This is a genomic window from Micromonospora sp. NPDC049275, assembly GCF_043197115.1.
Classification (GTDB): domain Bacteria; phylum Actinomycetota; class Actinomycetes; order Mycobacteriales; family Micromonosporaceae; genus Micromonospora.
On sequence record NZ_JBICSN010000002.1, the window covers coordinates 580,611 to 601,199 of the forward strand.

A 20,589-nucleotide genomic window follows, 5' to 3' on the forward strand; every position below is an offset into this window, starting at 1 on the left:
CCCACCGGGCCGGAGCGCTGGCGGCCGGGTTGCGCTGATGTGTCGTCACCTGGCCTATCTGGGGCCGCCGGTCACGCTCGCCGAGCTGCTGTTCGAGCCGGCGCACGCGCTCGTACGCCAGTCGTGGGCACCACGCGACATGCGCGGCGGCGGCACGATCAACGCCGACGGGTTCGGCGTCGGCTGGTATCCGGACGACGGCGATCCGGTGCGGTACCGGCGTGGCCAGCCGATCTGGAGCGACCCGACGATCGCCGAGTTGGCGGCGGTGACCCGCGTCGGCGCGGTGCTGGCCGCGGTCCGCTCGGCGACCGTCGGGATGGCGGTGCTCGACGGAGCCGCCGCGCCGTTCGCCGAGGGGCGGTGGTTGTTCAGCCACAACGGGGTGGTCCGGGGTTGGCCGGACGCGGTGGTGCCGCTCGCCGCCGGCCTGCCGGTGCGTGACCTGCTGACGCTCGACGCGGCCACCGACTCGGCGCTGCTGTGGGCGCTGGTGCGGCACCGGCTGCGCGCCGGCGACGACCCGGCGGAGGCGGTGGCCGCGACGGTGGCCGAGGTCGCCGTGGCAGCCCCGGGGTCGCGGCTGAACGTGCTGCTCACCGACGGGCGGCGGGTGGTGGCCACCACGTCCGGCCATGCGCTGTCGGTGCGCGCGGCGGCGGGCTCGGTGCTGGTGGCGTCCGAGCCACACGACGACGACCCCGGGTGGCGGCCGGTGCCGGAGGGGCACCTGGTCACGGCCACCGTGGACGAGGTGCGGATGTGTCCGCTGCCGACCGCGTGAGTCGCGCCGGTCGGCAACGCGAGGTGTGTGACGGAGCAGAGAGGCAGGACCGATGACCGCGGAACCGTTGGAGATCTACCTTGAGCCGCAGGACCTGGAGCGTGCTCTGCGTCAGGACGTCCGGGCCGGGTTGACCGCCGAGGCGAAGTGGCTGCCGCCGAAATGGTTCTACGACTCGCGGGGTAGTGAGCTGTTCGAGGAGATCACCCGGTTGCCCGAGTACTACCCGACGCGGGCGGAGCGGGCGGTGCTGGCCGAGCACGCACCCGACATCGCGGCGTTGACGGGCGTCAAGACCCTGATCGAGCTGGGCTCCGGCTCGTCGGAGAAGACCCGGCTGCTGCTGGACGCGTTCACCCGTCAGGGCGGGCTGGGCACGTTCGTTCCGTTGGACGTGTCGGTAAGTGCCCTGCTGGGGTCGACAGCGCAGATCGCCGTCGACTATCCGGGGCTGCGGGTTCGGGGCATCGTGGGGGACTTCACCCGCCACCTCGACCGGCTGCCCACAGGTGGTGGGCGGTTGGTGGTGTTCCTGGGTGGCACGATCGGCAACCTGTTGCCGGCCGAGCGGGCCGACTTCCTGGCGGCGATGCGCGCCGCGCTGGAGGTGGGTGACTGGCTGCTGCTCGGCACCGACCTGGTGAAGGACCCGTCGGTGATCGTGCCCGCGTACGACGACTCGGCAGGGGTCACGGCCGAGTTCAACCGCAACGTGCTGTACGTGATCAACCGGGAGTTGGGCGCCGACTTCGACCCGGAGGCGTTCGCGCACGTCGCTCACTGGGACCCGGCCCAGGAGTGGATCGAGATGCGGCTGCGGGCGACGCGGCCGATGCGGGTCCGGGTGCTGGACCTGATGGTCCAGTTCGCGGCGGGCGAGGAGCTGCGGACGGAGGTGTCGGCGAAGTTCCGCCCGGAGGGGGTGGCCGCCGAGCTGCGCGACGCGGGTTTCGCGGCGGCACACTTCTGGACCGACCCGGACGGGCTCTTCGGGGTGACGTTGGCGCAGGCACGGTGAGGCTGTTCACCCACGACGCCCGGCCCGTTCGGTGATCCGTTAGGCTGGGGGCGCGAAGGGGAGTAGCCCCCAATGTCGTGGTCGACATACTGGTGTGTTCCGCACCCGGCCACGCGGCCCCGGTCTCCGGGGCGGGCGAGACCTTCGACTCAGGCTGTTGCAGCCGGGTCGAGGGCGCCCCGTACCTCCTCCCGGCGTGAACGGGAAGGATGTCATGGAGGGATTCCTCGCCGCGCTGGTCGTCAGCTTCGGTGTCATTTTCGTGGCCGAGCTGGGAGACAAGTCCCAGTTGATGGCGCTGACGTTCGCCACGCGGTTCAAACCGGTTCCGGTGCTGATCGGCATCACCGTCGCCACGGCTGTGGTGCACCTGGCGTCGGTCGCCATCGGTTCGGGTCTCGGCGCCGTGCTGCCCACCGAGTGGATCTCGCTGGTGGCCGGTGTGGCGTTCCTCGGCTTCGGCGCGTGGACGCTGCGCGGTGACACGCTCACCGAGGAGGAGAAGCGCAAGGCCGAGAGGACCAGCAAGAGAGCGATCGTGGCGGTGTCGGTGGCGTTCTTCCTGGCCGAGCTGGGCGACAAGACGATGCTCGCGACGATCACCCTGGCCACCAAGTACGGCTGGTTCGGCACCTGGCTCGGCTCCACGGTCGGCATGGTGGCCGCGGACGCGCTGGCCATCCTGGTCGGCCGGATGCTCGGCCGCCGCCTGCCGGAGAAGACCATCAAGTACGGCGCCGCGGTGCTCTTCGCCATCAGTGGCCTCTGGCTGATCCTGGAGGCGGTCAACGAGCTGACCTGAGCGCCGACTAGCTGCCCCGTTGGCGGGTAACGCCTGCGGGTGGAGCCGGCGGAGCTGCTGCGCCACGGCGACGAGGTGCTTGTCGCCGTGGTGGAGGTGGCCGGCGCTCTGGTGATCTTCGTGGGCGCCCTGTGGGCGGCGGTGCGGTTCGCGGTCGAAGGGCTGCGGCACCGTACCGCCGCCGTCTTCACTCCGATCCGGCTGTCCCTGGGCCGGTTTCTGACGCTCGGTCTGGAGTTCCAACTGGCGGCCGACGTCCTACGGACCGCCGTGTCGCCGTCGTTCACCCAGATCGGCCAGCTGGCGGCGATCGCCACCATCCGGACGGCGCTTAACTACTTCCTGGGTCGGGAGATCCGGCAGGAGCAGCGGCAGGTCAGCGACGGGCAGCAGCGGTCGTGATCGGCGCGCTGGTCGAGGTGGTGACCGCGCTGGCCCTGATCGTCGGTGTGGTGACGGCGCTGTGCACCGGTGCCCTTCGGGTCGCGGTCCGGGTGCTGTTGGACCTGCTGACGGCGGCCGGTCTGCTCCGTCTCGCCGGTGATCCGCAGTGGGGTGGCCTGGCCGTCGCGGCGGCGATCGTCGCGCTGCGCCAACTGCTCGCGGCGGCGTTGAGTTTCACGCCGCCATGGTCGCGCCCGACAATCCCCGCCACGCTGCGCGGACGACGACCACCACTTAGCGTGGGCGGTAGCAGCGAAACAGGGAAAGCGGGAGGATAACCACATGAGTCGGCACGACGAACCCAACGAGTACGGCTACGCCGGCGGCGCCACCGCTCCCGAGCCCCAGCCCGGCGGCAAGCCCGACGAGCAGGATCTCGCGGAGGAGGTGGCGGTGCCCGGCGACGATCTCACCGCGCCGACGACCGACGCGCTGGCCGACGAGACCGAGGAGCGCCGGCCCAACGAGCGCCGCCGCTGACGCGTTCCACATTCCGGCGGTCGCCCCGTGCGGGCGACCGCTGGCGCCCTTGCGGTCGCGGCCGACGAGTTTCCGTCCGCGACCGCCACTTTCTGCCGGCCGGTGCCAGGTGTGGGCTGACCACCGCGAGCACGGCCGGCACCCGGTGACCGTCGGTCCCCTCCGTAGGGACCGATGCGGTCGTCATCAGCCACATACCGCAGACTCGCATTCACACCTCTGAGGTGCGTGGCTCACCAGCACCCCCACACGGCGGGCAGCCACAGCGGATGGCCAGCGCAGGTCGTCGACCACGACCTCGCGCGTGAGGCCAGCTCCGCCCCGAGGAAGGCCCGTCGGCGGCCCGGGTGCCCGGCGCAGGTCGAGGGTGCCAGCGATTGGCCGTGGACTTTTCCCGGATGTCGCCGCTGCCGAATGGCCCTTTGTCGGGTTGGTCATGCGGGCGCACTTGTTCGCCCCCGAAACTACGTAACTCCGGACATAAGCCGTATGAGCGGCTTTAATGGTTTCACGAGTTGGCAGACGACCTTGGGGGTTTTCGTGAAGTTCTTTGGCGTAACCGGACCCGCACGGAGGCACTCCTGATGGACCTGCTCCGCCAATTGCGCCACGTGCGTCGGCACTGGTGGGTCGTACTGGTCACGGTCATGGTGACCCTGGGCGTCTCGGCGTTCCTGACCGTACGGGCCCAGCCCCGGTACGTCGCCTCGGTGACCTTCTTCGTCACCACCCCCAACCAGGGCGTCACCGACGCCTACCAGGGTGGACTGTTCCTTCAGCAGCGGGTCAAGTCGTACGCCGACCTGCTCAGCAGCGACCGACTCGCGCAGAGCGTGGTGGCCGAGACCCCGGTCGGGCTCACCGCCGACGAGGTCCAGCACCGGGTGACCACCTCCACCGAGACGGGCACCGTCCTGCTGCGCGCCTCCGTCACCGACACCGACCAGGCCCGGGCGCTGCGGGTGACCGAAACCCTCGCCACGAAGTTCGTCGAACTCGTCCAGAAGGTCGAGACGCCGCCCGAGGGCAAGGCACCGATCAAGATCGAGGTGGTGAGCGGCCCACGGGTCAGCACCAGCCCCGTCTCACCGCGACCGATGCGCAACCTCACCCTCGGCGGTCTGGTCGGTCTGGTGCTCGGCGTCGGCCTGGCGATCCTGCGCGGCGTCGCCGACATCCGCCTGCGGGACGCCGCCGGCCTGCAACGCGCCACCGGCAGCCCGCTGCTCGGTGACATTCCCTTCGAGAGCAGCGCCCGCACCTCGCCGCTGATCATCGGTGAGGCCGCGAGTTCGGCCCGTGCCGAGGCGATCCGCAAGCTGCGGACCAACCTGCGCTTCGTGGACGTACACGAGCCGGCCCGCGTCATCGCCGTGACCAGCGCCCTCCAGGGCGAGGGCAAGACGACGCTCTCCTGCAACCTGGCCATCGCGTTGGCCGAGGCGGGTTGGCGAGTGCTGCTTGTCGACGCGGACCTGCGCCGCCCGAAGGTCGACGAGTACCTGGGCCTGGACGCGGGCGTCGGTCTCACCGACGTGCTTGTCGGCGACGTCCAGGTCGGTGACGTGGTGCAGCGGTGGGGCGACAAGTCCCTGTTGGTGCTGCCCAGCGGCTCCGCGCCACCGAACCCGAGCGAACTGCTCGGCTCCAAGGCGATGGCGGACCTGCTGCTCGCGCTGCGGGAGTCCGCGGACATCGTGATCATCGACACCGCGCCGCTGCTCGCGGTGACCGACGGTGTCGTGGTGGCCGTGCAGGCAGACGGGGCGCTGCTGGTGACGCAGCAGGGCCGTACGTCTCGAGCCCAGGTGGCCGCTGCCGCCCGCTCGCTGCACTCGGTCTCGGTGCGGTTGCTCGGCTGTGTGCTGAACATGGCCAAGGTGGCAAAGGCCGAGGCGTACCAGTACGAGGCCTACCGGGTGGTCGCCTCGCAGGCCACGCCGTCGGTGCCGACCGACCGGGCCACCGCCGCCCGACACAGCGAGGGCGCCGGGGTCAACGGCGTCAGCGACCGCACCCAGGAACTCACCCGGTTGCCCCGATGAGCGCGGCGAGGGGTCGTAGCGAGCGTTCGATCTCCTCAGCGCAACGTCGGAAGTCGGCGGCGGTCCCGCCGATCGGGTCCCGCAGGTCGTCCGCGTCCGGGGCGGCGGGTTGCAACCGCCCCCGGGCGTGGGCGGCGGCGGCGATGGCGGCGGCCAGCGGGTCGTCGCGCGACCCGTCGGGCAGCTCGGCCGCCGCCGCCAGCCGGCCGAACTGGCGCAGGGTGAACGTCCGGTGCAGCGCGCCGGGCACCAGCGCGGTGCAGACCGAACGCTGCCGCCGCGTCGCGGTCAGCACGAGCGCCGCGTCCGCCAGATATTCGGGACGCAGCGTCCGGCTGGCGAACGCCGCCGGGTCGCCGCCGCCCTCGGCAGCGACCTGCGCGGCGTACGGGTGCATGGCCATCCCGTCCATCGCGTCGGTGCCGGCGCTGGACACCAGCACGGGCCGGTCGGCCAGCAGCCTGCGGGCCAGGTACTCGGCCATGGGCGAGCGGCACAGGTTGGCGTGGCAGACGAACAACACGCGGTCGGCCATCGGAAGCCCTCTCGTGGGTGCGGACAGGGGTCGCCACACCGCGAGGGCGGTGCGTCGACGCCGCTGGCCGCGCGGGGAGGGGTTGTCGGCATCGTACGCGGGCACCACGCCCGCCGGCCGCGGTGCCGCGCCGGCCGAGGCCGATACGTGCTCGTCGGCGGTGTCCCGGTGAAGATCGGCATCCTGTCGTACCACTTCCCGCCCGAGCCCGCCTTCATCCCGGGCAGCCTCGCCGAGGAGTTGGCCGCGCGGGGACACGAGGTCCGCGTGCTCACCGGCTTCCCGGACTACCCCGGCGGCCACGTCTATCCGGGGTGGCGGCAGCGCTGGCACCACGAGACGCACAGTCAACGGCTGGCGGTCCGGCGGGTGCCGCGCTTCTCCGGCGGGGCCGCCTCCACCGGCGCGCGGATGGCCAGCTACCTGTCGTTCGCCGGCAGCGCGTCCCTGGCGGCGCGTCGGTTCCTCGGGGACGTGGACGCGCTCTACGTCTTCCAGCTGCCGGCCACCACGTTCGCCACCGCCGCGGTGTTCCGGCTGCTTCCGAAGGTGCCGGCCGTGCTGCACGTACAGGATGTGTGGGCACGCGACGGTGTGGACGCGGCGGGCGAAGGCCGCTGGTCGGCGCGGATGGGTGCCGCGATGACCCGCATCTACCGGACCGCCGCGCGGGTCGCGGTGGCCGCGCCGTCGATGCGGGATCTCGTGGTCGCCGCCGGGGCGGATCCGTCCCGGGTCCAGCTCGTGCTGAACTGGACCGACGAGCGCATCTTCTATCCGGCGACGCCCGGCGCGGCGGCCCGGCAGATGGTCCGCCGGGACCGTCGGTGCGTGGTCATGCACGCCGGGACCATCGGCGCGCGCCAGGGGCTGGAGACGGCGGTACGGGCCGCCGCCGCGCTGGACCGCACCATGGACCTGGTCCTGGTCGGGTCGGGCGCGGACGAGCGGCGGGTGCGAGGGCTCGCCGCCGAACTGAAGGCGGAGAACGTCCGCTTCCTGGAGCGGCGGTCACCTGTCGACATGCCCGAGCTGTACGCCGCCGCCGACTACCAGCTGATCATGCTGCGCGACCTGCCGGAACTTCGCGGCATGGTGCCCGGCAAGCTCCAGGCCGCGCTCTCCTGCGCCGCGCCGGTGGTGGCGTCGGCCGGTGGGGACACCGCTGAGCTGGTCGAACGCGCCCGTGCCGGGTTGTCCTGCCCGCCGGAGGACTGGGCCGCGCTGGCCGACCGGTTCTGGTTGGCGGCCACCATCCCGCCGCCGGCGCGTACCGAGATGGGGCGCCGGGGTCGACAGACGTACCTGCGGGAGATGTCGCTGACGGCCGGCGTGGACCGGATCGAACGGTTGCTGCACGAGGCCGCCGGCCGGAATCCGCAGGCGGTGGGGGAGCCGCGAGTAAACCTCGCGTAAGGGACAAGAAACGCTATAACGGTACGAGTTTCCCTGAAACGTGCTAAGAAGATCAGGGAATCCGACCTACTGTCCGGTTCCGGTTAACGGGAGTGTGGGTGTGACGGAGAGCGAACGGCCGCGTCGACGGCGAAGCCGATCCCGGCGTCGTCGGCGGGCTCGACTGCGACGGGCACTGCTCGGTGCCCTGGTCGTCGGATCGCTGCTGCTGGCCGCCGGGGGATGGGTCGGTTTCCGCGGTTGGCAGGCGCGTGCCCACCTGCTCAACGCCGCCGGTCTGGCCCGGGAGCTTAGCGCTCAGGTGGTCGGCGGGGACACCGATCGGGCCCTGCGGACCCTGTCCGCCCTGCAGGAGCAGTCCGGCGCCGCCCGGGCCGCGACCTCCGACCCGAGCTGGAAGCTCGGTCGGCGTACCCCGTTCGCCGGCGACGACCTCGACGCGGTCCGGCAGATCGCCGTCGCCATCGACGACCTGGCCCGGCGGGCGTTTCCGTCCCTGCTGCGGACGGACCTGACCAGCCTGGTGCCGGCCGAGGGCCGGTTGGACCTGGCCCGGCTCACGTCGGTCTCGGCCGAGCTGACCCGCGTGAACGACGCGGTGCAGGGCACCCGTCGTGACCTGGGTGCCGTACCCGTCGACCGACTGGTCAGCCAGGTCCGCCAGGCGTTGACCGACCTGCGCGGTGAGATCGACCGACTGGCCAGCCTCACCGCCGCGGCCGACCAGGGCGCGCGACTGCTGCCGCCGCTGCTCGGTGCGAGTGGCGCGCGGCGCTACCTGCTCGTCTCGCAGAACCTGGCCGAGCTGCGCGCCACCGGCGGCATGTTCGGCGCGTACGCGATGATCGAGGCCGAGAACGGTCGCGTCCGGATGGGCCAGCAGGGCAGCAGCGCCTCCCTCGGCCGGTTCACGCCGGCGCTGAAGCTGCCCGCCGAGACGCGGGCCGTCTGGACCGACCTGCCGGGCATCTATCCCGCCGACGTCAACCTCACTCCGCACTTCCCGACCGCTGCCGCTCTGTACCGGGAGATGTTCCGGCGCAAGACCGGGATCACTGTCGACGGCGTGCTCGCCGTCGACCCGGTGGTGCTGTCCTACCTGCTCAAGGCGACAGGCCCGGTGCTGGTGCCCGGCGGTGTGCCGCTGGCCAGCGAGAAGGTGGTGCAGACCCTGCTCAACGAGACCTACCAAAGGCTGGACACCGCGCAACAGGACGAGTACTTCGCGTCCTCCGCCGCAGCGGTGTTCGACGCCTTCTTCAAGAAGAATGTCAACCCGAGGGTGTTGTTGTCCGCATTTGACCGTGCTATCACTGAACGCCGGATATTGTTCTGGAGTGCCCGACCGGAAGAACAGCGGACATTCGGTGACAGCCGGATGGCCGGGACGCTTCCAGAACAGGACACCGTGCCGACGGTCGGCGTGTTCCTCAACGACGGCAGCGGCGCGAAGCTCGGCTACTACCTGCGGCCGACGGCGAGCCTCACGGTCGGCGAGTGCCGGCCCGACGGCCGCCGCGAGCTCCGGCTGCGGGTGACCCTGCGCTCGACGGCGCCGAAGTCAGGACTGAGCAAGTCGGTCCTCGGCCTCGGCCTGGCCGGTGATCCGTACACCGTTCGCACCTTGGTGTCGATCTTCAGTCCGGCTGGCGGCACCGTCCTCGAAGCCCGGCTCGACGGGGCCGAGACGGCAGTTGGCAGCGGTACCGAACGCCGCCGCCAGGTGGCGACGGCCAACGTCGACATCGGCCCCGGCGCCGAGCGGGCGCTGGAGGTCACCGTTCTGACGGCCAAGACCGGCGTCGGGCAGGCCGAGCTGTGGCTGACCCCCACCGCCAGCCCGTGGACCACCCAAGTTCATTCCGCACCAAGCTGTGACCAGTAGGAGGGAACCAATCATGCGGCTATCCCGCATCATCATGGCGCTCACGGTCGGCCTGGCCGTGGTGGCCGTGCCGACGGCAGCGGGGGCGGCTGCGCCGCAGCCGCAGCCGAGCGCTACCACCGACCCGCCCCAGCCGCCCCCGTACCCGCCGACCGGCCCGAACCTGACCGTCAACCGGCCGACGATCTTCCTCGGCGAGACGGTCATCCTGACGGGGACCGGCTTCGGCCCCAACGAGACCGTCGACATCGTGGTGACGGTGGCCCCGTTCGCCGCTCCGGCAGGAGGTCAGGCACCGGCGCGTCGCAGCGACGGCACCACCGTGGCCATGGCGCCGGTAGCGTTCCAGGCGAGCGCGCCGCTCAGCTTCACGGCGAACACCGACGCCCAGGGCCACTTCACCAAGAGCTACAAGCCGTCGGTGACCGGTCACCTGACCTTCACCGCCACGGGCCGGGAGTCCGGCCGGACCGCCACCGCCGAGCTGCGGGTGCTGCACAAGAAGCAGCCGCTGCCCGTCACCGGTGACAGCATCGGTACGCCCATCAAGCTCGGCGGCGGCCTCGTCGGCGCCGGCGCGATCATGCTGCTGCTGACCCTGGCCTGGCGTCGCCGCCAGCGCTTCGGCGGGGCCGCGCACTAACCGGCACCACCCACCGGGCAATGCCCGGATCGCACGTCAAGCTGACGCCCGTCGGATCTCCCGACGGGCGTCAGCTTGATCGACTCGCGTTCCTGGAAAACGGGCCATCTGTACGCGCCCGGGACACCCCGACGTCCAGCAACCCGAGTCGATCGACGCGGTGCGGCCTCCTTCGAGGCGCTCGGGGAGACTCTCGCCCGGATCGATGTGGGGGTGTCCCGCTGGGCCGGATGGCGCGATATCGCCGACCTGGAGTCGATCATCCCTTTGGCGACCGGGGTGCCGGTCGGGTCACGCGCGGTTGGGGCTGAATGTCCGGTTCTGGGGGTTGTTGGGGTGTGATCGGGTGCATCCGTGGGCTGGAATCGTGGCGGGCCGGGGGTCGTTACACACCCTGACGATCGCAGGACCACGGCCACCCGCCCCATCATGGGGGGTGGGAATGGCAGGCCCGGTCGGGTCGTTGCGGATCCCCGAACGACCGCAGGCCCGCCGAGCGCACCGGCTAGATCCGGTAGCCCCGGCGGGGCTGATCGGCCCGCGCGGCCGTCTGCTGCGGCACACCCGTTCACCCGGGCGACCCGCCAGCGAACCGGCCCGCCGGCCCCGGGAATCACCCCGGCTCGACGGTCGTTACACACGGTCCCGGCGCCACGAGCCCCCCGGCTCGCAGGCCGCCTCGTGCGCCGCGAGCCCTCCGCTCGCAGGCGCCGCCCCCAGACTTTTTCCCCCGTGAACTGTGCAGCGCCGGACGAGGTGCTCACACCCGCGCTGGACCGGCCCCCATCGGTCGCGTGGGTGTTCCTACCCCCGAAGGAGCTACCCCCATGAACACGATCTTCCGTAAGAGCATGCTGTCCGTTGCTGGTCTCGCGTTCGCCGGTGGTGTCTTCGCCGGCCCGATCGCCGCCCACGCCGCCACGCCGACGATGGACGCCAAGCCCGTCGCCGTCGTGCAGACCACGGCGCCGAAGCCGCAGGGCGACCAGTCGCACATCACCCTGAACGACGAGCAGACCGGCAACGCCAAGGCGATCATCGCCGCCACGAAGAAGGCCGGCCTGCCCGAACGCGCCGCGGTCATCTCCATCGCCACCAGCCTGCAGGAGTCGAAGCTCGACAACCTGGGTCACCTCGGCGACGCCAACGACCACGACTCACTGGGCCTGTTCCAGCAGCGCCCGTCCTCCGGTTGGGGTACGCCGGAGCAGATCACCAACCCGGAGTACTCGACGACCGCGTTCCTCAAGGGCCTGCGTCAGGTTGACGGCTGGCAGGACATGCCGCTGACCGAGGCCGCGCAGACCGTGCAGGTCTCCGCGTACCCGGACGCGTACGCCCAGTGGGAGCAGCAGGCCACCGACCTCGTCGCCCAGCACTGGAACAGCTGACCCACCGCACGACCCGACCGACTGGCCGGCACCCGAACCCGGGTGCCGGCCAGCGGCATACCCAGCCCCGCCCACCCCGGCCCGGCTTCGCCCGGGCCTGGTTTCGTTCGGGCCTGGTACCGCCCGGGTCCGACTCTCGAAGGTTGTCTGGCTTCAGATCTTGGACAGTTTCCGTTCGGCCCGAACGGAAACTGTCCAAGATCTCATGCCCGCATGCCCGCATGCCCGGATGCCCGGATGCCCGGATGCCCGGATGCCCGGATGCCCGCATGCCCGCGTGCCCGCCGGGGCAATGGGTGCCGGCCGGTCAGTGGCGGCGCGGGTGTCGGGCCGTTGCGTGCCGGCTGGTCGGTGGGCGGCCCGGATGCCGCGCCGAGGGTGCCGGCGGTCGTGACGGCGCGTCGGCCCTGGCGGTACGTCGGCACGGCGGCGCGCGTACACCCTGGGATTTGATTTTCAGTCGTGGTGACCGCGGAGGATGTCGATCAGGGCGGCGACCAGCGCGAGCGCGATGATCCCCGTCGCGAGCAGGAGCGACTTCTCGAAGGCCGACGTCCAGTTGCCGTGACTGTCGGCGAGCGAGGAGAAGAACATCGAGCCGACCGCGGCGATGCCGGCCGCCGCGCCGATCCGCTGACCGGTCTGGAGCATGCCGGCCCCGCTGCCCGCCTGGGGGACCGGCACCTGGGCGAGGGTGAGCGTCTGGTTGGGGGCGATGACCAGCCCGCTGCCGATGCCGGCGATGAGCAGTGGCGCGGCGGTGACCCAGGGCGCGGGGGCGTCCGGCGCGAGGCGTAGTGCGAGCACTGTCGCGGCCAGACCGATCACCACGCCGAGCAGGCCGATGGCGACCAGGGGACGGCCGAAGCGGTTGACGATGCGTCCACCCAGCGCGGAGGCAGCGGCGGATCCGAGGGCGAACGGGGTGATGGCGAGGCCGGCGACGAGCGCGCTGTAGCCGAGGCCGTTCTGCAGGAACAGGGTGAAGATGAAGAAGATGGCGGTGAATCCACCGAAGTAGATAAGCGCGATGAGCGATCCGAGTGTGTACGACTGGAAGGTGAACAGGCGCAGGTCGAACAGCGGTTCCTGGTGCCGCGCGTACCACCGTTCCCACAGCCCGAAGGCGACAAGCACCGCCAGGCCGGCCGGGATGAGCGCCCACTTCCACGGCGTACGCCATTGTTGTTCCTGTACGAGTGGCAGCAGGACCAGCACCACGCCGACGCCGAGCAGCAGCACACCGACCGGGTCGAGGCGACGGCGACCTGGTTGCCCTTCGGGTCGGCCGGGCAGCAGCCGCCACCCGAGGATCACCGCGACGATTCCGACCGGCACGTTGACGAAGAAGACCCACCGCCAGCCGTGCTCCTCGCCGCCGAGGGCGATGAGCAGCCCGCCGAGCAGCGGCCCGACGGCGGTGGAGATGCCGATGGTCGCGCCGAGCAACCCGAACGGGCGGGCTCGTTCCGGCCCCCGGAACAGCTGTTGGATCAACCCGATCACCTGCGGGTTGATGATGCCGGCGGCGGCGCCCTGGAGCAGTCGGGCGGCGACCAGCCAGGTGGGGGAGGTGGCCAGGCCGGCGAGCGCGCTGGTCAGGGTGAACAGCGCGATGCCGAAGACGAACGCGTTGCGCCGGCCGCGGAAGTCACCGAAGCGGCCGGCGGGTACGAGCACCAGCCCGAAGGTGAGCGCGTACCCGGAGAGGACCCACTGCAGGTCGCTCGGGGAGGCGTGCAGCGCGCGGTCGATGGACGGCACCGCGACGTTGACGATGCTCACGTCGAGCAGCGTCATGAACGCGGCGACCAGCCCGACTCCGACGGCCTGCCAGCGCCGGCGGTTCTCGGCCGCGTCGACCTGCTGCGGCTCGTTCGCCGCGCTCATCGTTCCCCCCGTTGACCGTCGATCATGCATCCCTGACCGCTACCCCGGTCAACGGGGGGCGAACCGTCGTGGGTGGTGCCGTGGGTCACGCCATCTGGCGGGCGCAGAACCGGGGGCCGAAGTCGAGGCCGGCCATCGGCGAGTCCTCGCGGTGCAGCAGGCCCTTCTCGGTGAGTTGGTGCAGTGGCGTGTGCACCTGCTCGTCGGTCAGGCCGGATTCTTCGGCGATCAGGTCCGGATAGGGCACTTGACCACGTGCTTCGAGGGCGGTGACCGCCTGGTACACCCGCTGCTCGATCTCCGACAGCTGCACCTGCTGCATGATCTCCTCCTTTGCTCGTCCGCTTCGCGCGGACGGTCGCGCCGCGTCGGTTACCCCCTGTCTGACCGAAGATGCCCACTCGATCGGGCGGTTGGTGGCGCGGCGTGCTCGGGCCGCGCGGCGGGGGGTGCCCTAGGCTGCAACCGTGATCGTCTGGGATCTCGTCGTCGTCGGCGCCGGCCCCGCGGGGCTCTCCGCGGCACATGCCGCGGCCCGCGCCGGCGTTCGTACGCTGGTTGTCGAGCGGGCCGCGCACCCGCGGTACAAGACGTGCGGTGGTGGCCTCATCGGCACGTCGCTGGCGGCCGTGCGTGGCCGCATCGAGGTGCCCGCGCACGACCGGGTGGACCGGGTGACCTTCACCCGCGACGGCCGGCGGGAGTTCACCCGCCGTAACGGCAGTCCGGTGGTGACCATGGTGCGCCGCGAGGAGTTCGACGACCGGCTGCGCGCGGCGGCGGTCGCCGCCGGCGCGCAGATGCGGGAGCAGGTGGCGGTCCGCGCGATCGAGCAGGACCCCGAGGGGGTACGCCTGCGACTGGCCGACGGTACGACGATCGCGGCCCGCACGGTGATCGGCGCGGACGGCTCCTCGGGTGTGACCGCCCGGCACGTGGGTGTGCGTTACCGGCAGGTGGATCTGGGGCTGGAGTTGGAGGTGCCGGTGCCGCCCGCCGAGCAGGAGCGTTGGCGCGGGCGACTGCTGCTGGACTGGGGGGCGATGCCGGGCTCGTACGCCTGGGTGTTTCCGAAGGGCGACCGGCTGACGGTGGGGGTGATCGCGGGTCGCGGCGCGGGGGAGGGGACGCGCGCCTACCTGCGGCAGTTCGTCGACCGGTTGGGCCTGACCGGGCTGCCGGCGGAGCACGACTCGGGTCACCTGACCCGTTGCCGCGAGGAGGACTCGCCGCTGCGGAACGGCCGCGTGCTGGTGGTGGGGGATGCCGCCGGGTTGTTGGAGCCGTGGAGCCGCGAGGGCATCAGCTTCGCGCTGCGCTCCGGGGAGATGGCCGGCGCGGCGGTCGCCGACGGTGATCTGGCCGGGTACGAGCGGGCGGTCGGCGTGCACCTGACGCCGGAGATGCGAGCGGGGTACCGGCTGCTGGACCTGTTCACCCGCCGCCCGGAGGTGTTCCACGCGCTGTTGGCGACCCCGCCGGGTTGGCGGATGTTCGTCCGTTTCTGTCAGGGCCGGGCGAGCTTCGACGACATGCTGCGACGACGACCGGTCCGGGCGGCGCTCGCGGTGCTGGACCGCCTGCCCGCCCCTCGTCGACCGGCTACCAGCGTTCACCCCTGAGCAGGCGGCGGTCCGCTCGCCCGGCCGCCTCGCCCGCGCCCGCTCGCTCGCCGGGCCCGTGTGGCTTGCGCCCGATCCGGCCCGCCTGCTGGTCTGGACTCGTCCGCCCATGCCGACGGCGCATGCCGCTTCTGGCCATACACCCAGGATCCTAGGATGCTCTACGCGGTGTGCCGGCCACCGCACCTGAAGGTCGAGGGCGCTGTCAGCCGACAGACCGGTGCTGGGGAGCGCCAGCCGGCGGACAATGGCGGGGTAGGAGGAGGTGCCGATGGCCGAGCAACAGTTCACCGAGGACGAGTACGCGTTTCTGCGCCACATCCGGTTCGGGGAGTTGCCGCCCGCCGTTCGCCCGGACGAGCGCGTCGCGCTGACCGAGACCGATCCCGGGCGGGACCGGCCGGAGAAGGCCGAGGACCCGGTTCGCTGGAACGTGCAGGGCTGAGAGACGAGAAGGCGGGCCGGGGTGTCGCCACCCACGGCCCGCCGACTGTCGCGGTCAGAAGACCGGCACGCCCTCGCGTACGAGCCGCCAGTTGGGCTGGAAGAAGTCGGCCGGGTTGATCGTCCCCTTGGCCTGCGCCCAGTCGATGAGCAGCTGGCGGATCTCCTGCTGCTCGTTGTAGACCTGGGTCTTCACGATGCCGGGGAAGTTGCCGCCGCCGCTGCGCCGGTAGTTGTTCACCGCCACCACGAACTGCGCGTCGTCGTCGACGGGGGTGTCGGTGCCGGGCAGCACCAGTCGGGTGATCCGCTGGCCGACCGGCTTCGCGATGTCGATGTCGTAGTCCAGGCCGGCGATGACGTCGTAGTTGTAGTCCGGCACCGTCGAGTCGTTGATCTGCTCGGTGTCCACGGGGGCGCCCGGGGCGAGGGTCCGGAAGTACTTCGCCGAGTACTCCAGGTACGCGCGTACCTCGGCGCCGCTGAGCACGACGGCTTCGAGGGTGTTGTCGTACACGTAGAGCCCGGCCACGTCGCGGATCTTGACGTCACCGGAGGGGAAGACCGCGGTGCGGCTGAACGGCGAGGCCTGCGAGAGCACCGGCAGTCCGGCGTACTGCGTGCCGGCCAGCGCCTTCGTGACGGTCTCGGCCTGGACGTGGTTGATGAAGTCCAGGATGGGGGTGTCCTTGTAGCGGGACTCCACGGCGGACATTTCCACCGTGGCCTGGGCCACCACCTGGTTCACGTACGCGATGGTCTTCTGGTGCTGCGCGCGCACGGCGGCGAGCACCTTCGGGTCCTCGACCACCGTGTTGGTGTTCAGCATGGTGGCGGCCTTCTTGGTGATGGTCCACCGGCCACGCGTGCGGGTGAGGGTGAAGTCCATCCGGGTCAGCCGCTGGCCCCACTTCGACGGCTCGGAGAGCAGCACCTGCTCCCCGGTCCGCGCGTTGGTGACGAACCGCTCGACCACCTCGTTGTGGGCGTGCCCGAAGAGGATCGCGTCGATCCCCGGCACCTGCTCGGCGATGAGCGCCACGGGGTTCTCGTTCGGCAGTTCCGGGCCGTAGCTGGAGGTGCCGCTGTCGCCGCCGTGCGCGGAGATCAGCACGAGGTCCGCGCCGCGGGCCCGCATGATCGGCACCCACTTGGCGGCGGTCGCCACCATGTCGTCGAAGCGCAGCTTGCCCTCGACGTTGCCCCTGTCCCAGATGGCCACGCCGGGGTTGGTCAGGCCGAGGATGCCGACCCGCAGGGTCGGCGCCGCGAAGCCGAGGGAGACCTTCTTGATGACGTACGGCAGGAAGGCGGGCTTGCCGGTCTTCGCGTTGATCGCGTTCGCGGCGAGGGCCGGGAAGCCGAGCTGACGGATCCACAGGTCCAGCAGCGGCAGGCCGTAGTTGAACTCGTGGTTGCCAAGTGTCACGGCGTCGTAGTCGATGACGTTCATGGCCCGGGCCATGGGGTGCTTCTCGCCGGTGGCGGTGATCGGCTCCTGCTTGGCGTAGTACGTGGCGAGGGGGGTGCCCTGGATGGTGTCGCCGGCGTCGAGCACCAGCGTGGCCTTGCCGCGCCGCTCCCGGCGGATCTGGTTGATCAGGGTCGCCAGCTTCGCGACGCCGATGTCGTTGTGCTTGCTGTCGTCGTACTCGGCGTCGCGGTAGTAGTCCCAGTTGTAGACGTTGCCGTGGGTGTCCGACGTGCCGAGCAGCGTGAGGTCCCAGGTGCGCGACCGGGCCGGGCCCGCCGCCTGCGCGGGGGCGTCGGCGATCAGCGGGGCGGTCGCCGCCGCGGCGGCGGCGACGAGCACCTGGCGACGCGACGGACCGGATCCAGAGGTCATGACGTGCCTTTCCATGGGGGTGGACGCGCCTCGTGAGCGCCTCGCGCACCATAACGAGCAGGAGCCACTCCCGCCACGCCAGCCCCGGTTTTCGCAGCCTGGCGCCGGGTAGGGCGGTGGGGAACGGTTGTCGCGGGAGCGAACCCGCGCGGTGCGAGGAGATGTCGGTGAGTGAGGACCAGCACACCCAGCAGGATCCGACCAGCCAGTACGGCCAGCAGTCCGGTTCGCCCGGTCAGCAGCAGGCGCCACCCGGTTCGACGGGGGAGATGACGCCGAAGCCGGACCACGGTGAGGAGTCGTACCGGGGCAGCGGGAAACTCGACGGCAAGCGGGCGCTGATCACCGGCGGTGACTCGGGGATCGGCCGGGCCGTCGCGATCGCGTTCGCCCGGGAGGGCGCCGACGTGCTCGTCTCCTACCTGAGCGAGGAGGAGGACGCCGACGCCCGGGAGACCGTGCGGCTCGTCGAGGACGCCGGGCGGCGGGGGATCGCGGTCCGCGGCGACATCACCGACGAGGCGCACTGCCAGGAGTTGGTCGACCGGGCGGTACGTGACCTGGGCGGCCTCGACATCCTGGTGAACAACGCGGCGTACCAGATGTCGCAGGACAAGGGCATCCTCGGGATCAGCACCGAGCAGTTCGACCGGGTGCTCAAGACCAACCTGTACGCCATGTTCTGGCTCTGCAAGGCGGCCATCCCGCACCTGGCGGAGGGGTCGGCGATCATCAACACGGCCTCGATCCAGGCGTTCGACCCGTCGCCGCAGTTGTTGGACTACGCCACCACCAAGGCGGGGATCGCCAACTTCACCAAGGCCCTCGCGGCCGATCTCGCGGAGCAGGGGATCCGGGTCAACGCGGTGGCCCCCGGCCCGGTCTGGACGCCGCTGATCCCCTCCACGATGCCGAAGGAGAAGGTGGAGCAGTTCGGCACCGACACCCCGGAGGGTCGGCCCGGTCAGCCGGCCGAGCTGGCCCCGGCGTACGTCTTCTTCGCCTCCCAGGAGTCCAGCTACGTCACCGGCGAGATCCTTGGGGTCACCGGCGGTCGACCGACCAAGTGATCGCACCGCCGGGTGGTCGCCCGTGGGTGACCACCCGGCGGTACGGGTTCGCGGGCGGTGGGGTCAGCGGGGCCAGGTGGCGAAGCGGTGCCGCACCCGCGCGACGTCGTCGGCACCCAGGCCGTAGCGGCTGAAACGCGTGTCGGACAGCCGGTCCAGGTAGCGCCCGGCGGCCCGTACGTCGGCCGGATCCAGCGCGGGGTCGACCTGCCGGGCGAGCACCAGCAGCTGCGTCACGTCGTAGTGTTCCAGCGCCGCGGCCACGTCGATGAAGTCTCGGACCTCCCGCCGGTTGACCAACGCAGCGATCTTGTTGGCGACCAGGTCGCGTACGTCCATCACCGGGCCGAGGTCCATGACCACCGGGCTCTGCTGCCGGTCGAGGCGGGCCAGGCTGAGCCGGATCTGTCGCCCGTCGCGGCTCACCACGAAGTCCTTCATGTCCTGGCCGTAGCCGTCGAACAGGTCGGCGAGCTCGCTGTCGGGGTCGGCGTCGGTGACGGTGAACCCGGCCCGCTCGAGCGCGACGCGCACTCCGGCGGTGGCCGCCGCGGCAGCGCCCTCGACGTCGGCGAAGAGGTCCACGTCCTCGGTGGGCCGGGCGACCAGGCCGTGCGCGGCCCAGGCCACCCCACCGCCGAGCACGAACCGGTGGGGACCGGCAGCGGTCAGCGCCACCCGGGCCACCTCCCGGTAGAACTCGTGCAGGTGTGGTGCGATCACGCCGCGCGCAGGCCGCGGTGCCGGCTCTCCCAGGCGAGGCGGACGCCCCGGGGCAGGTTGAGCAACCGCCATACCCGGCGCAGTGTCCGCCCGTTGATCAGCTTGCGGAGGTCGTCGGCGCTGGCGGTCTCGCGCAGCACGTTCTCGTACATCCAGAGCAGCTGGTCGGGGTCGCCGAGGTCGAAGGTGCGCTCGGCGTTCCACATCAACCGCACCGGCAGCTCCACGACGCCGCGGGTGGGGCCGGTCAGCTCGGTGAGGGTGCGCGCCACGACGGCCGGACGACCCGGGCGGGCCAGGAAGGCCACGCCGGTCGCGGTGGGCGAGACGGCCTGCATGCTGTCAGGGTAACCCCCGCCGGTCCCGGTGTCGCTCAGCTACGTTCCTGGGCCCGCGCGGCGGGCGGTGATGAGTTCTCGCGCCCGCGGCCGTCATACCTACGACGGCACACGACGAGACGGGAGCGGGACGTGACGAGTACGCACACGCGGGAGCCTGTGGACGTGGGTGGTCTGGGTGGGGTCGACGAGTCGGCGTTCGCGGGGCTGACGGCTCGGCACCGGCGGGAGCTGCACGTGCACTGTTATCGGATGCTCGGCTCGTTCGAGGACGCCGAGGACGCCGTGCAGGAGACGTTGCTGCGGGCGTGGCGGCGGCGGGAGACCTTCGCGGGGCGGTCGTCGTTGCGGGCCTGGCTGTATCGGATCGCCACGAACGCCTGCCTGGACCTGCTCGCCAGGTGCCGCCCGGAGCCCGCGACGGGTGGTGAGGTGCGGTGGTTGCAGCCGTACCCGGACCGGCTGCTCGACGAGCTGCCGGCGGGCGACGCGGACGAGCCGGAGAGCCGCGCGGTGGCGCGGGAGACGATCGAGCTGGCGTACCTGGTGGCGGTTCAGCACCTCGCGCCGCGCCCACGGGCCGTGCTGATCCTGCGGGACGTGCTGGGCTGGCCCGCGAGGGACGTCGCGGAGCTGCTCGGGGACTCCGTGAACTCGGTGAACAGCGCGCTGCAACGGGCCCGCGCCGGCATGCGTGAGCATCTGCCCGCCGAGCGGCAGGACTGGACCGGCGGTGACGGGGACGCGCAGACGCGCGAGCTGGTGCGCCGTTTCACCGACGCGAGCGTGGCCAAGGACATCGACGGGCTGGCCGCGATGCTGCGCGACGATGTGCGCTGCTCGATGCCGCCCACTCCCGGCGTCCACGTCGGCCGCGACGCGGTGGTGCGCGACTGGGTCGAGGACGGCTTCGCGGACCTGGGGCGTCTGCGCGCCGTACCGACGGCGGTGAACCGGCAGCCCGCCGTCGCCTTCTACCTGTGGCGGGAGTCCGAGGGCGCGTACCTGCCGCTGACCATCGACGTCCTGCGGATCACCGGCGGGGCGGTCGCCGAGATGGTCATCTTCCACGACGACCAGTTCCCGCTGCTCGGGCTGCCGCAGCGCCTGCCGGCGGACGGTGCACAGTGACCGTCGTGGGCCGGGCCGGCCGCGTCGGCCGACTGCGCGGGCTCGCCGGCACCGGCGCCGACTGACCATTCGCGACCCGGCG

Annotated in this window: 21 protein-coding genes; 15 read left to right on the top strand and 6 right to left on the bottom strand. The window is 71.6% G+C overall.

The annotated features are described in order from the left end of the window. The first annotated feature begins 37 nt into the window (after nt 1-37). The 7 genes from egtC to ACGFIE_RS08090 all read left to right on the top strand — a co-directional run bounded on the left by egtC (nt 38) and on the right by ACGFIE_RS08090 (nt 5,573). Nucleotides 38-784, top strand: coding sequence for an ergothioneine biosynthesis protein EgtC (egtC, locus tag ACGFIE_RS08060; protein WP_393292298.1), 747 nt, complete (start codon nt 38-40; stop codon nt 782-784). A 52-nt stretch (nt 785-836) separates the two neighbouring features. Next, entirely contained in the window at nt 837-1,802 is a 966-nt protein-coding gene (gene egtD, locus ACGFIE_RS08065) for an L-histidine N(alpha)-methyltransferase (protein WP_393292300.1), read from the top strand. Between the two features lie 214 nt (nt 1,803-2,016). Next, entirely contained in the window at nt 2,017-2,604 is a 588-nt protein-coding gene (locus ACGFIE_RS08070) for a TMEM165/GDT1 family protein (protein WP_363687963.1), read from the top strand. 39 nt (nt 2,605-2,643) lie between these two features. Next, nucleotides 2,644-3,006 carry a DUF1622 domain-containing protein gene (locus ACGFIE_RS08075; RefSeq protein WP_363687961.1) on the top strand — a complete coding sequence of 121 codons (363 nt, stop codon included), beginning with the start codon at nt 2,644-2,646 and terminating at the stop codon, nt 3,004-3,006. Next, nucleotides 3,003-3,326, top strand: a complete 324-nt coding sequence (locus tag ACGFIE_RS08080) for a hypothetical protein (protein ID WP_393292302.1) — start codon at nt 3,003-3,005, stop codon at nt 3,324-3,326. Before ACGFIE_RS08075 ends, ACGFIE_RS08080 begins: the two co-directional genes overlap by 4 nt. A gap of 4 nt (nt 3,327-3,330) precedes the next feature. Next, nucleotides 3,331-3,528 carry a hypothetical protein gene (locus ACGFIE_RS08085; RefSeq protein WP_393292305.1) on the top strand — a complete coding sequence of 66 codons (198 nt, stop codon included), beginning with the start codon at nt 3,331-3,333 and terminating at the stop codon, nt 3,526-3,528. A 584-nt stretch (nt 3,529-4,112) separates the two neighbouring features. Beyond that, a complete protein-coding gene (locus ACGFIE_RS08090; RefSeq protein ID WP_363687955.1) occupies nt 4,113-5,573 on the top strand; it encodes a polysaccharide biosynthesis tyrosine autokinase in 1,461 nt (486 codons plus the stop codon). Here ACGFIE_RS08090 and ACGFIE_RS08095 read toward each other — a convergent pair. Further along, nucleotides 5,554-6,108, bottom strand: coding sequence for a low molecular weight phosphatase family protein (locus ACGFIE_RS08095; protein WP_393292307.1), 555 nt, complete (start codon nt 6,106-6,108; stop codon nt 5,554-5,556). The genes ACGFIE_RS08090 and ACGFIE_RS08095 overlap by 20 nt on opposite strands. A 168-nt stretch (nt 6,109-6,276) precedes the next feature. Here ACGFIE_RS08095 and ACGFIE_RS08100 point away from each other — a divergent pair, with 168 nt between their 5' ends. From ACGFIE_RS08100 to ACGFIE_RS08115, 4 genes are all read left to right on the top strand, one after another. After that, complete coding sequence (locus ACGFIE_RS08100; protein WP_393292309.1) at nt 6,277-7,524, top strand: glycosyltransferase family 4 protein; 1,248 nt, start codon at nt 6,277-6,279, stop codon at nt 7,522-7,524. A 100-nt stretch (nt 7,525-7,624) separates the two neighbouring features. Next, the gene (locus tag ACGFIE_RS08105) at nt 7,625-9,409 is read left to right on the top strand and encodes a DUF4012 domain-containing protein (protein WP_393292311.1); all 1,785 of its coding nucleotides are present in this window, start codon (nt 7,625-7,627) and stop codon (nt 9,407-9,409) included. 13 nt (nt 9,410-9,422) lie between these two features. After that, the gene (locus ACGFIE_RS08110) at nt 9,423-10,052 is read left to right on the top strand and encodes a hypothetical protein (protein ID WP_393292313.1); all 630 of its coding nucleotides are present in this window, start codon (nt 9,423-9,425) and stop codon (nt 10,050-10,052) included. 827 nt (nt 10,053-10,879) lie between these two features. Next, a complete protein-coding gene (locus tag ACGFIE_RS08115) occupies nt 10,880-11,443 on the top strand; it encodes a hypothetical protein (protein ID WP_393292315.1) in 564 nt (187 codons plus the stop codon). A 456-nt stretch (nt 11,444-11,899) separates the two neighbouring features. Here the strand turns inward: ACGFIE_RS08115 and ACGFIE_RS08120 are convergent, their stop codons facing one another. Beyond that, nucleotides 11,900-13,333 (bottom strand): MFS transporter, encoded by a 1,434-nt coding sequence (locus ACGFIE_RS08120; protein WP_393292317.1) that lies wholly within the window; start codon nt 13,331-13,333, stop codon nt 11,900-11,902. An 85-nt stretch (nt 13,334-13,418) separates the two neighbouring features. Then, on the bottom strand, nt 13,419-13,655 hold the full coding sequence (locus ACGFIE_RS08125; protein ID WP_358143331.1) for a hypothetical protein: 237 nt from the start codon (nt 13,653-13,655) through the stop codon (nt 13,419-13,421). A 145-nt stretch (nt 13,656-13,800) separates the two neighbouring features. Here ACGFIE_RS08125 and ACGFIE_RS08130 point away from each other — a divergent pair, with 145 nt between their 5' ends. Next, nucleotides 13,801-14,955: a geranylgeranyl reductase family protein gene (locus tag ACGFIE_RS08130; protein WP_393292319.1), complete on the top strand. Its 1,155-nt coding sequence runs from the start codon at nt 13,801-13,803 to the stop codon at nt 14,953-14,955. A 271-nt stretch (nt 14,956-15,226) separates the two neighbouring features. Continuing rightward, on the top strand, nt 15,227-15,400 hold the full coding sequence (locus ACGFIE_RS08135; protein ID WP_266242653.1) for a hypothetical protein: 174 nt from the start codon (nt 15,227-15,229) through the stop codon (nt 15,398-15,400). A gap of 54 nt (nt 15,401-15,454) precedes the next feature. Here the strand turns inward: ACGFIE_RS08135 and ACGFIE_RS08140 are convergent, their stop codons facing one another. After that, the gene (locus ACGFIE_RS08140; protein ID WP_393292322.1) at nt 15,455-17,245 is read right to left on the bottom strand and encodes a bifunctional metallophosphatase/5'-nucleotidase; all 1,791 of its coding nucleotides are present in this window, start codon (nt 17,243-17,245) and stop codon (nt 15,455-15,457) included. Between the two features lie 167 nt (nt 17,246-17,412). Between ACGFIE_RS08140 and ACGFIE_RS08145 the strand changes: the two genes are divergently transcribed. After that, nucleotides 17,413-18,315 (top strand): SDR family oxidoreductase, encoded by a 903-nt coding sequence (locus tag ACGFIE_RS08145; RefSeq protein WP_393292324.1) that lies wholly within the window; start codon nt 17,413-17,415, stop codon nt 18,313-18,315. Nucleotides 18,316-18,378: 63 nt separating this feature from the next. Here the strand turns inward: ACGFIE_RS08145 and ACGFIE_RS08150 are convergent, their stop codons facing one another. Both ACGFIE_RS08150 and ACGFIE_RS08155 read right to left on the bottom strand, forming a co-directional pair. Next, nucleotides 18,379-19,038, bottom strand: coding sequence for a nucleotidyl transferase AbiEii/AbiGii toxin family protein (locus ACGFIE_RS08150; protein ID WP_393292326.1), 660 nt, complete (start codon nt 19,036-19,038; stop codon nt 18,379-18,381). Continuing rightward, nucleotides 19,035-19,376, bottom strand: coding sequence for a hypothetical protein (locus tag ACGFIE_RS08155; RefSeq protein WP_393292329.1), 342 nt, complete (start codon nt 19,374-19,376; stop codon nt 19,035-19,037). Before ACGFIE_RS08155 ends, ACGFIE_RS08150 begins: the two co-directional genes overlap by 4 nt. 132 nt (nt 19,377-19,508) lie before the next feature. Here ACGFIE_RS08155 and ACGFIE_RS08160 point away from each other — a divergent pair, with 132 nt between their 5' ends. Further along, nucleotides 19,509-20,507, top strand: a complete 999-nt coding sequence (locus tag ACGFIE_RS08160; protein ID WP_393292332.1) for an RNA polymerase subunit sigma-70 — start codon at nt 19,509-19,511, stop codon at nt 20,505-20,507. Nucleotides 20,508-20,589: the final 82 nt, after the last annotated feature.